Source organism: Streptomyces sp. NPDC047981 (assembly GCF_040653315.1).
GTDB lineage: Bacteria > Actinomycetota > Actinomycetes > Streptomycetales > Streptomycetaceae > Streptomyces.
In genome coordinates this window covers 16761-27405 of the sequence record NZ_JBEZNQ010000094.1, presented here as the reverse complement: position 1 = coordinate 27405, position 10645 = coordinate 16761, and the positions used below count along the sequence as shown (strand labels likewise).

The window sequence follows — 10645 nt, the reverse complement described above, 5'->3', positions numbered from 1 at the left end:
GGCTGCCACCGGACGAACCCGTCCGGTGGCAGCCCCCGGGAGAGTGACATGGGTCTCGTTCCGGGGTCCCCCGGTGGGCTGACGGGGTGCCCGGCGGAGTCGCCGATCCGTCCACGGACTGACACGGGCGAGCCGGGAGAAAGCGGACGTCCTCCCCCGCACCCGGTGACGGTGGGGATTACCCGGGGTCGCACATGCCCACATCGTGGACAGGGTGTTCACGGGGAGCCCTCGGCCGGCTCAAGCGGAACGCTCAGACCTTGATTTGGGACACCGCAACGCCCGACCCAGTTCATCTTCCGTTCACTCAGGTTGCCTACGTTCGTCCAGCCACTGACGTCAAACGATTGCCTGGGTAAATGGAACACATCACGCTGCTGCTCGCGATTGTGGTCGTGACAGCTCTCGTGTTCGATTTCACGAACGGTTTCCACGACACCGCCAACGCGATGGCGACGACCATCTCGACCGGTGCACTCAAGCCCAAGACCGCGGTGGCGATGTCCGCCGTGCTCAACCTGGTCGGCGCGTTCCTGTCCGTCGAGGTCGCCAAGACGATCTCCGGCGGGATCATCAACGAACAGGGCATTCGTACCGAAGTGATCTTCGCGGCGCTCGTCGGCGCCATCCTCTGGAATCTGCTGACCTGGCTCCTGGGTCTGCCGTCCAGCTCCTCCCACGCCCTCTTCGGCGGACTCATCGGCGCCGCCGTGATGTCGGCCGGCTGGTCCGCCGTCAACGGCTCGACCGTGGTCAGCAAGGTCCTGATCCCCGCGATCGCCGCGCCGCTCGTCGCCGGACTCGCCGCGATGGCGGCCACCAAGCTGACGTACAAGATCGGCGCCAAGAAGGAGACCAAGGCCAAGGCCAAGGGCTACCGCGCCGGTCAGATCGCGTCCGCCGGTCTCGTCTCGCTCGCGCACGGCACCAACGACGCCCAGAAGACGATGGGTGTCATCACCCTCGCGCTGGTGACCGGCGGCGTGCTCGCCCCCGGCGCCAACCCCCCGATGTGGGTCATCGTCTCCGCGGGTGTCGCGATCGCGCTCGGCACCTACCTCGGCGGCTGGCGCATCATCCGCACCATGGGCAAGGGCCTCACCGACCTCCAGCCGCAGCAGGGCTTCGCCGCCCAGACCAGCGCCGCGACGGTCATCCTGGCCTCCTCGCACCTGGGCTTCTCGCTCTCCACGACCCAGTCCTGCTCCGGCGCCGTCATGGGCGCGGGCCTCGGCCGCAAGGGCGGTGTCGTCCGCTGGTCGACCGCCACCCGGATGTTCGTCGCCTGGGGTCTGACGCTGCCCGCCGCGGGCCTGGTCGGCGCCGGCGCCGAGTTCCTCACCAAGCAGGGCGACTGGGGCATCGCCGCCGTCGCGGTCCTCCTCGTCGCCGGCTCGGCCGTCATCTGGACGCTGTCCCGCCGCAAGCCGGTCGACCACCACAACGTCACGGCCGACGAGATCGACGGCGAGCCCGCGGGCGTCGTGACCACCGCCATCGCGGCCGTCACCCCGCCGGCCACGGCCGGCTCCATCGCCGCCGTCGCGGACGAGGACCTCAAGACCACCATCCCCTCGCCGGCTCCCACGGACCCGGCAGCCCCCGCCGCCCCGGCCGCGGTGTAAGGAAACAGAGACATGAAGATCGACTGGGCAGCTCTCGGCTCCGTCTTCGGAGTCAGCCTCGTGGCGACCGTCGCCCTCGTGGGCCTCTTCACCCTCGGCATCGTCGGCCTCTCCAAGCAGGAGGAGGCCGCCGCCCAGGGAGGCTCCGCCGCCCTGGCGCGCACCGCCGCGTACGCCTGCTTCGCGCTCTGCGCCGCGGCCGTCGCGTACGGCATCTACCTGATCGTCGTCTGACGACGGTCCCGCTCCACCGGCCGGGCGGGTCGCACCTTCGGGTGCGGCCCGCCCGGTCGCGTTTCCGGGGTCCCCGCGGGGGCCGTGTGGTGCTCCGCACACTGTCCCGCCGCAGGTCAAGCGTGAGTTGACGGGTGTTCGCACACGTGGTGGACTTCCGGGGCCATTACGGCGGCAAGCAGAGGAAGCCCGGTGCGAATCCGGCGCGGTCCCGCCACTGTGACCGGGGAGCCGAGAAGTCGGCGCCCGGGAGCCAGGAACTCTCGCCGCCGGTCACGTCGAGCCAGGGCGCGGACCCTGAGTGAGGACACAGCGCCATGCCCGGCCGCACTGCTGCCACTGGTGTATTCGCATACGGCGCGGCCGCCGGTCTGGCCGCCGATCTGATCGTCGGCGACCCCCGCCGCGGCCATCCGGTCGCCGCGTTCGGGCGCGCCGCGGGGGCCGTCGAGAGACTGCTCTGGCGCGACCACCGCGGGTGGGGCGCGCTGCACACCGCCGTCTGTGTCACCGGCGCCGCGGGCGCCGCCGCGCTGGCCGCCCGGACCGTACGCGACCGTCCCCGGGCCTCCGCCGCGCTCACCGCGGCCGCCGTCTGGGCCGTGGTCGGCGGGACGACCCTGGGCCGGGAGGCCCGCGCGATCGGTGGAGCCCTCGCGGCCGGCGACCTGGAGGTGGCCCGGGAGCGGATGCCGCATCTGGTGGGGCGCGATCCGCAGGCCCTGGACGGTCCCGCGATGGCCCGCGCGGTCGTCGAGTCGGTCGCCGAGAACACCTCCGACGCCGTCGTGGGCGCCCTGGTCTGGGGCGCGGTCGCGGGCGTGCCGGGCCTTGTCGGCTTCCGGGCGGTGAACACCCTGGACGCGATGGTGGGCCACAAGTCGGCGCGGTACCGGCGCTTCGGCTGGGCCTCGGCCCGGCTCGACGACGTGGCCGGCTGGCCGGGCGCCCGGCTGACCGCCGCGCTCACGGCGCTGGCCGGAGCCGATCCGCGCGGGGCGGTGCGCGCCTGGAAGGCGGACGCGGAGAAGCACCCGAGCCCCAACGCGGGCCCGGTGGAGGCCTCGTTCGCGGGGGCGCTCGGGGTACGGCTCGGCGGGACGCTGTCGTACGGCGGCCGGATCGAGCACCGGCCCGTGCTGAACGGGGAGGGGCGGGCCGTGGAGGTCGCGGACATCGAGCGGGCGGTCCGGCTCTCGCGCCGGGTGACGGCGCTGACGCTGGCCGTCTGCGTGGGCGGACGGATCGCGGCGGGCGCGCTGAGGGCGCGTGCGGAGAAGACACCTGGGACACGTGCGGTGAAGCGGAGGCAGGCATGAGGGGCGGGGGGCTGCTGGTCGCCGGGACCACGTCCGACGCGGGCAAGAGCGTCGTCACGGCGGGCATCTGCCGCTGGCTGGTCAGGCAGGGTGTGAAGGTCGCCCCGTTCAAGGGCCAGAACATGTCCCTGAACTCCTTCGTGACCCGGGAGGGCGCGGAGATCGGCCGGGCGCAGGCCATGCAGGCGCAGGCGGCGCGCGTCGAACCGACCGCGCTGATGAACCCGGTCCTGCTGAAGCCGGGCAGCGACCGCTCCAGCCAGGTCGTGCTCATGGGAAAGCCCGTCGGCGAGCTGAGCGCCAGGGGCTACCACGGAGGGCGGCAGAAGCAGCTCTTCGAGCCGGTACTGGCGTGCCTGGAGGAGCTGCGGGGCACGTATGACGCCGTGATCTGCGAGGGGGCGGGCAGTCCGGCCGAGATCAACCTGCGGCGGACGGACATCGTGAACATGGGCATCGCACGGGCCGCGCGGCTCCCGGTGCTCGTGGTCGGGGACATCGACAGGGGCGGGGTGTTCGCCCAGTTCTTCGGTACGACGGCGCTGCTCGCGCCCGAGGACCAGGAGCTCGTCGCGGGCTATCTCGTCAACAAGTTCCGCGGCGACGTGACCCTGCTGGAGCCGGGCCTCGACATGCTGCTCGGGCTGACCGGGCGGCGCACGTACGGGGTGCTGCCGTACGCGCACGGGCTCGGCATCGACGAGGAGGACGGGCTGCGGGTCTCGCTGCGCGGCGCCGTCCGCGAGTCGGTCGTGGCGCCGCCGGTCGGCGAGGACGTGCTGCGGGTCGCCGTGTGCGCGGTGCCGCTGATGTCGAACTTCACGGACGTGGACGCGCTGGCGGCCGAACCGGGCGTGGTGGTGCGGTTCGTGGACCGGGCCGAGGAGCTGGTCGACGCGGACCTGGTGGTCGTGCCCGGCACCCGGGGCACGGTGAAGGCCCTGGCGTGGCTGCGCGAGCGCGGGCTCGCGGACGCGCTCGCCCGGCGCGCGGCGGAGGGCCGTCCCGTGCTCGGCGTCTGCGGCGGCTTCCAGGCGCTCGGGGAGCGGATCGAGGACGAGGTCGAGTCGAAGGCCGGCACGGTCGACGGGCTCGGACTGCTGCCCGTACGCGTCCGGTTCGCCGCGGAGAAGACCCTCGCGCGGCCGGTCGGCGAGGCGCTCGGCGAGCGGGTCGAGGGGTACGAGATCCACCACGGCGTCGCCGAGGTCCTCGGCGGCGATCCGTTCCTGGACGGCTGCCGGGTCGGCGCGGTCTGGGGCACCCACTGGCACGGCTCGCTGGAGAGCGACGGCTTCCGCCGGGCGTTCCTGCGCGAGGTCGCGGCGGCGGCCGGGCGGCGCTTCGTACCGGCGCCGGACACGTCGTTCGGGGCGCTCCGCGAGGAGCAGCTCGACCGGCTCGGCGACCTGATCGAGGAGCACGCGGACACGGACGCGCTGCTGCGGCTGATCGAGCACGGGGCGCCGGCGGGGCTGCCGTTCGTGCCGCCGGGGGCGCCGTGAGTGGGCGGCGGGTGCGGGGCCGTGCACGGTCCGGTGGGAGTGCGCCCGGCCTCCGGCCGGGCTCGGTTTCCCACCCGCACCACCCGTGCGGCTTCGAGAGCAGCCTGCGGGTGGCCCTCGTGGGTGGTGCCTCGCCGTCGGCGGCCACCGGTCCGAAGAGCCCTCTGACCCATCAGCGAACCGAACTCGAAGAGAGGACCCCACGATGAGCACCCGGTATCCGTTCACCGCCGTCGTCGGCATGGACGACCTGCGCCTCGCGCTGCTCCTCAACGCGGTGAGCCCGGCGGTGGGCGGCGTCCTCGTGCGGGGCGAGAAGGGGACCGCCAAGTCCACGGCCGTACGGGCGCTCGCGGACCTGCTGCCCGAGGTGCCGGTGGTCGCGGGCTGCCGGTTCAGCTGCGACCCGGGCGCGCCCGACCCCGGCTGCCCGGACGGTCCGCACGAGGCGGCCCCCGCCGACGCCCGCGCCGCGCGGATGGTGGAGCTGCCCGTCGGCGCCTCCGAGGACCGGCTGGTCGGCGCGCTCGACATCGAACGGGCGCTTGCCGAGGGCGTGAAGGCCTTCGAGCCCGGCCTCCTCGCGGACGCGCACCGCGGGATCCTCTACGTCGACGAGGTCAATCTCCTCCACGACCACCTGATCGACCTGCTCCTCGACGCCGCCGCCATGGGCTCCTCGTACGTCGAGCGCGAGGGCGTCTCCGTACGGCACGCGGCCCGTTTCCTGCTCGTCGGCACGATGAACCCCGAAGAGGGCGAGCTGCGGCCGCAGTTGCTGGACCGGTTCGGTCTGACGGTCGAGGTCGCGGCCTCCCGCGAGCCCGAGCAGCGGGTGGAGGTCGTGCGGCGCCGGCTGGCGTACGACGACGACCCGGCCGCGTTCGCGGCGCGCTGGGCCGGCGAGGAGAGCGCGCTGCGGGAGCGGATCGTCGCCGCGCGCGAGCTGCTGCCGCGCGTGGTGCTCGGGGACGCGGCCCTCCTCCAGATCGCCGCGACCTGCGCCGCGTTCGAGGTGGACGGCATGCGCGCCGACATCGTGATGGCCCGGACGGCGACCGCGCTCGCCGCCTGGGCCGGGCGTGCGGAGGTCGACTCCGACGACGTCCGGCAGGCGGCGCTGCTCGCGCTCCCGCACCGGAGGCGGCGCAACCCCTTCGACGCGCCCGGGCTCGACGAGGACAAGCTCGACGAGACCCTGGAGCGGTTCAAGGGCGAGGACGAGGGCGACGAGGACCCGGATCCCGGTCCGGACGGTCCCGGCGGCCCGGGTGGCGGCGGGGGCGGTGTGCCGCCGCAGAGCGACGGGCCTGAGGGTACGGCTCCGCAGGACGCGGGCGCCGAAGAGGCACCCGCGCCCGCACCGCAGGCCCCGTCCGGCGCCGGTGAACGCGCCGCCGTCAAGGCCGCCGAGCCGTTCCGCACGAAGATGCTCAGCGTGCCCGGTCTCGGCGAGGGCGCGGCGGGCCGCCGCTCCCGGGCCCGTACCGAACACGGCAGGACCACCGGCTCCGTACGGCCCCGGGGCGCGCTGACCAAGCTGCACCTGGCCGCGACCGTGCACGCCGCCGCCCCGCACCAGAAGGCGCGCGGCCGGAGCGGACCGGGGCTCGTGGTCCGCAGGGACGACCTGCGCCAGGCGACCCGCGAGGGCCGGGAGGGGAACCTGGTGCTCTTCGCCGTCGACGCCTCCGGTTCCATGGCGGCCCGGCAGCGGATGAGTGCCGTGAAGGGGGCGGTGCTCTCGCTCCTGCTCGACGCGTACCAGCGGCGCGACAAGGTCGGTCTGGTCACCTTCCGGGGCCGGGACGCGGAGGTGGCGCTGCCGCCGACCTCGTCCGTGGACGCCGCCGCGGCCCGGCTGGAACAGCTCCCGACGGGCGGCCGGACGCCGCTGTCGGCGGGGCTGCTGAAGGCCCACGACGTGCTGCGCGTCGAGCGGCTGCGCGACCCTTCGCGCCGGCCGCTGCTCGTCGTCGTGACCGACGGCCGGGCGACCGGCGGCGGCGCCGACCCGGTGGCGCTCGCCGCCCGCGCCGCGCGGCTGCACGCCGCCGACGGCACGGCGGCCGTCGTCGTGGACTGCGAGACCGGTCCCGTACGGCTGGGTCTTGCCGGAAACCTCGCCCGTGAACTGGGCGGCACCGCCGTGACCTTGGACGAGCTGCGCGCCGATTCGATCGCCGGTCTCGTCAGGAACGTACAGGCAGAGCAGCACGCAACGAGGAGGGCAGCCTGATGCCGCAGGGACAGCCGACCGTCGTACCGGACGACGGTCTCACCACCCGTCAGCGCCGCAACCGCGCGCTGGTGATGGTGCACACCGGCGTCGGCAAGGGGAAGTCGACGGCGGCCTTCGGGATGGCGCTGCGCGCCTGGAACCAGGGCTGGCCGATCGGGGTGTTCCAGTTCGTCAAGTCCGCCAAGTGGAAGGTCGGCGAGGAGAACGCCCTCAAGGCGCTCGGCGAGACCGGCAAGGGCGGCACCGTCGTCTGGAACAAGATGGGCGAGGGCTGGTCCTGGATCCAGCGCGAGGTCGCCGAGGGCGAGCAGTCGCACGAGGACAAGGCGCGCGAGGGCTGGGAGCAGGTCAAGCGCGACCTCGCGGAGGAGAAGTACAAGTTCTACGTCCTCGACGAGTTCGCGTACCTGCTGCACTGGGGCTGGATCGACACGGCCGAGGTGGTCGAGGTGCTGCGGAACCGGCCCGGACAGCAGCATGTCGTCATCACCGGCCGCAACGCGCCGCAGGAGCTCATGGACTTCGCGGACCTCGTCACGGACATGTCGAAGGTGAAGCACCCGATGGACGCGGGTCAGAAGGGCCAGCGGGGCATCGAGTGGTAGCACGTCTCGTCATCGCCGCGCCGTCCTCCGGCGCGGGCAAGACCACGGTCGCGACCGGCCTGATGGCCGCCTTCGCGGGCCGTGGCCTCGCCGTCTCCCCGCACAAGGTCGGTCCCGACTACATCGACCCGGGCTACCACGCGCTCGCGACCGGGCGCCCCGGCCGCAACCTCGACGCGTACATGTGCGGTACGGGGATGGTCGCGCCGCTCTTCGCGCACGGGGCGCGCGGCTGCGACCTGGCGGTGGTCGAGGGCGTCATGGGCCTGTACGACGGGGCCGCCGACCAGGGCGAACTCGCCTCGACGGCCCAGGTGGCGAAGATCCTCAGGGCGCCCGTGGTGCTGGTCGTCGACGCGTCCTCGCAGTCGCGGTCGGTGGCGGCCCTGGTGCACGGGTTCGCCTCGTGGGACCCGGAGGTCCGGATCGGCGGGGTCATCCTCAACAAGGTCGCCTCCGACCGGCACGAGCACCTGCTGCGCGAGGCGCTCGGCGGGTCGGGCGTGCCGGTCATGGGCGTGCTGAGGCGGGCGCCCGCCGTGGCGACGCCGTCGCGGCACCTGGGCCTGGTCCCGGTGGCCGAGCGGCAGGCCGCCGCGGTGGAGGCGGTCGCCGCGCAGGCGGAGCAGGTGGCGGCCGGGTGCGATCTGGACGCGCTCATGGCGCTTGCGCGGTCGGCGCCGGAGCTGCCCGGAGAGGCCTGGGACCCCGTGGGCGCCCTGCCCCCGGTCGCCGTCGGGCCGGCGCGTCCGGTGGTCGCCGTCGCCGGCGGCGCCGCCTTCACGTTCTCGTACGCCGAGCACGCCGAACTGCTCACCGCCGCCGGGGCCGCGGTGGTGACCTTCGATCCGCTGCGGGACGAGGCGCTGCCCGAGGGGACGAGCGGGCTCGTCATAGGCGGCGGGTTTCCCGAGATGTACGGCGCCGAGTTGTCCGCCAACGAGCCGCTGCGGAAGGCCGTCTCCGAGCTGGCCGCCTCCGGGGCGCCGATCGCCGCCGAGTGCGCCGGGCTGCTGTACCTGGCCCGTTCGCTGGACGGGCGTCCCATGTGCGGGGTGCTCGACGCGGAGGCGCGGATGTCGGAGCGGCTCACGCTCGGGTACCGGGACGCCGTCGCGGTCAGCGACAGCCCGCTCGCGGCGGCCGGGGCACGGATGCGGGGGCACGAGTTCCACCGGACCGTGATCGAGCCGGGCGCCGGGGCGGAGGCGGCCTGGGGGCTGCGGCAGCCGGTGCGTCGCCTGGAGGGGTTCGCCCAGGGCGGGGTGCACGCGAGCTATGTGCACACCCACTGGGCCGGGGCCCCGGAGGCGGCCGCCCGCTTCGTCACGCACTGCGGGACCGGACACGACGGGAACGGGCACGGCCGGCACGCGCACGGCGGGAACGGGCACGGCGGGAACGGGCACGGCGGGAACGGGCCGGCCGCGTGAGATCAGCCGCCCGACACCCCCACCACGAGCCAGATGAACCCGACGCCCGCCACCGTGCACAGCAGGGTGGAGAGCGCCGGGTGTTCGTGATGGGCCTCGGGGAGGATCTCGGCGGCGGCGAGGTACAGCAGAGCGCCGCCGAAGAACCCCAGATAGCTGCCGAGGAGTTCCTCCGGAAGGGTGAACAGCAGCGTGGACGCCGCGCCGACGATCGGGGCGGCCGCGTCCGCGACCAGCATCAGGACCGCCTTGCGCCGGGCGTTCCCGTAGAGGCTGGTGATCGTGTACGTGTTGAACCCGTCGGCGAAGTCGTGGGTGATGACGGCGAGCGCCACGGTCGCGCCCATGCCCCCGCCGACCTGGAAGGCGGCGCCGAGCGCGATGCCGTCCATGAGGCTGTGGGCGACCATCGCGGCCGCCGCGGTGAGGCCCACCTGCGGCACCCGCTCGCCGGCCGCCACCCCGTGCGCGGCCTGACGGACCGCGAGCAGCCGTTCCACGACATGGGCGAAGAGGAAGCCGCCCACGAAGAGCAGCAGGGCCTGCGGCACCCCGAAGACCTTCTCGCCCGCGGCCTCCATGGCCTCCGGCAGCAGGTCGAGTCCGACCACGCCGAGCATCAGTCCGCCGGCCAGGCCGAGGACGAGGTGGCGCCGGTCGGTGACGCGCTGCGCCGTCCAGCCGCCGAAGAGCGTCATGAGGAACGCGCCGAGCGCGACGAAAACGGCCATGCGCCCTTGCTATCCGATCGCGCCCGATTCGCGCACATCGGACTCGCCTTCGGACGCCTGGGGTTGGCCTGGGACGACGCCGTCGTGGTGGAGGGCTCGGTGCCCCACCGCGCGGTGAACATCTGCCGGGCCCACCCCAAGGTGGCCGTGCTGCCGACCCCGGGATTCGGTCCCGCGGAGCTGGGCTCGGCGCTGCTGCACCGGGTGGCGTCGCGGACGCTGGTGGTGTTCTCGGCGCTCGGCGATCCGTTCCGCGAGCGGTTCGAGCGGGTGGATCCGGCGGAGGCCATGTGCCGGGGCTGGGAGGGCGTGAGCATGGTGCTCTGCCTGGACGAGTCGCGGCAGGACGGGCCCTCCCCCGCGGTCACCGGACCGCTCACCGGTCCTGACAGCTGGGCGCTGCCGGACGGGGAGTTCGGGGCGGGGGCCGGCACCGGGACCGTACTGCCGTACGAGGCGCGGGCGTTGGCGCTGGCCCGGCTCGGGCCGCGGGCCGGCGATCTGGTCTGGGACATCGGTTCGGGCCGGGGCGCGGTGGCGATCGAGTGCGCCCGCCTGGGCGCGGCCGCGGTCGCCGTGGAGCGGTCGGCGGCCGGGGTCGAGCGGGTCCGGGCGAACACGGCCGCGCACGGCGTGGAGGTGCGGGCGGTGCGCGGGGAGGCGCCTGCGGTGCTGAGCCATCTCGCGGATCCGGACGGGGTGTTCGTCGGGGGGCGTTCCGGCGCGCCCGGTGAGCTGGAGTCGGTCGTGGAGACGGCGGCGCGGCGGGCCCGCCGCGCGGTGGTGGTGGCGGTGCCCGATCCGGCTCGGATCGCGCCGGTCCGGTCGGCGCTGACGTCCTGCGGGTTCGCGGCCGAGGGGGTGCTGCTGCGGTCCGAGCGGCTGGATGGGCCGGGCGTCTTCTCCGCGGCGGCGGTACCGCCGGTGTGTCTGGTCTGGGGGACGCGATGA

General features: G+C 74.3%; 9 protein-coding genes and 1 riboswitch. Of the genes, 8 read left to right on the top strand and 1 reads right to left on the bottom strand.

The window, feature by feature from the left end:
- Window positions 1-359: 359 nt before the first annotated feature.
- The 7 genes from AB0E14_RS34495 (at window position 360) to AB0E14_RS34465 (ending at window position 8963) form a co-directional block, all read left to right on the top strand.
- Window positions 360-1625, top strand: a complete 1266-nt coding sequence (locus AB0E14_RS34495; RefSeq protein ID WP_362427595.1) for an inorganic phosphate transporter — start codon at window positions 360-362, stop codon at window positions 1623-1625.
- A gap of 12 nt (window positions 1626-1637) precedes the next feature.
- Complete coding sequence (locus tag AB0E14_RS34490; RefSeq protein ID WP_362427592.1) at window positions 1638-1859, top strand: hypothetical protein; 222 nt, start codon at window positions 1638-1640, stop codon at window positions 1857-1859.
- 180 nt (window positions 1860-2039) lie between these two features.
- Window positions 2040-2122: riboswitch (cobalamin riboswitch) on the top strand.
- Window positions 2123-2176: 54 nt separating this feature from the next.
- Window positions 2177-3178, top strand: a complete 1002-nt coding sequence (locus tag AB0E14_RS34485) for a cobalamin biosynthesis protein (RefSeq protein ID WP_362427589.1) — start codon at window positions 2177-2179, stop codon at window positions 3176-3178.
- The gene (locus AB0E14_RS34480) at window positions 3175-4683 is read left to right on the top strand and encodes a cobyric acid synthase (RefSeq protein WP_362427586.1); all 1509 of its coding nucleotides are present in this window, start codon (window positions 3175-3177) and stop codon (window positions 4681-4683) included. Before AB0E14_RS34485 ends, AB0E14_RS34480 begins: the two co-directional genes overlap by 4 nt.
- Window positions 4684-4888: 205 nt before the next feature.
- Window positions 4889-6922: a putative cobaltochelatase gene (locus AB0E14_RS34475; protein WP_362427583.1), complete on the top strand. Its 2034-nt coding sequence runs from the start codon at window positions 4889-4891 to the stop codon at window positions 6920-6922.
- Window positions 6922-7530, top strand: a complete 609-nt coding sequence (cobO, locus tag AB0E14_RS34470) for a cob(I)yrinic acid a,c-diamide adenosyltransferase (RefSeq protein WP_362427580.1) — start codon at window positions 6922-6924, stop codon at window positions 7528-7530. Before AB0E14_RS34475 ends, cobO begins: the two co-directional genes overlap by 1 nt.
- A complete protein-coding gene (locus AB0E14_RS34465) occupies window positions 7524-8963 on the top strand; it encodes a cobyrinate a,c-diamide synthase (RefSeq protein WP_362427577.1) in 1440 nt (479 codons plus the stop codon). Before cobO ends, AB0E14_RS34465 begins: the two co-directional genes overlap by 7 nt.
- A gap of 2 nt (window positions 8964-8965) precedes the next feature.
- Here the strand turns inward: AB0E14_RS34465 and AB0E14_RS34460 are convergent, their stop codons facing one another.
- The gene (locus AB0E14_RS34460; protein ID WP_362427574.1) at window positions 8966-9694 is read right to left on the bottom strand and encodes a ZIP family metal transporter; all 729 of its coding nucleotides are present in this window, start codon (window positions 9692-9694) and stop codon (window positions 8966-8968) included.
- A gap of 6 nt (window positions 9695-9700) precedes the next feature.
- Here AB0E14_RS34460 and AB0E14_RS34455 point away from each other — a divergent pair, with 6 nt between their 5' ends.
- Window positions 9701-10645 (top strand): bifunctional cobalt-precorrin-7 (C(5))-methyltransferase/cobalt-precorrin-6B (C(15))-methyltransferase, encoded by a 945-nt coding sequence (locus AB0E14_RS34455; RefSeq protein WP_362427571.1) that lies wholly within the window; start codon window positions 9701-9703, stop codon window positions 10643-10645.

What these genes read in the sequence shown, in the direction of transcription:
- AB0E14_RS34485 (WP_362427589.1), top strand. Translation starts at nt 2,177, where the DNA reads ATGCCCGGCCGCACTGCTGCCACTGGTGTATTCGCATACGGCGCGGCC.
- cobO (WP_362427580.1), top strand. Translation starts at nt 6,922, where the DNA reads ATGCCGCAGGGACAGCCGACCGTCGTACCGGACGACGGTCTCACCACC.
- AB0E14_RS34480 (WP_362427586.1), top strand. Translation starts at nt 3,175, where the DNA reads ATGAGGGGCGGGGGGCTGCTGGTCGCCGGGACCACGTCCGACGCGGGC.
- AB0E14_RS34490 (WP_362427592.1), top strand. Translation starts at nt 1,638, where the DNA reads ATGAAGATCGACTGGGCAGCTCTCGGCTCCGTCTTCGGAGTCAGCCTC.
- AB0E14_RS34495 (WP_362427595.1), top strand. Translation starts at nt 360, where the DNA reads ATGGAACACATCACGCTGCTGCTCGCGATTGTGGTCGTGACAGCTCTC.
- AB0E14_RS34475 (WP_362427583.1), top strand. Translation starts at nt 4,889, where the DNA reads ATGAGCACCCGGTATCCGTTCACCGCCGTCGTCGGCATGGACGACCTG.
- AB0E14_RS34460 (WP_362427574.1), bottom strand. Translation starts at nt 9,694, where the DNA reads ATGGCCGTTTTCGTCGCGCTCGGCGCGTTCCTCATGACGCTCTTCGGC.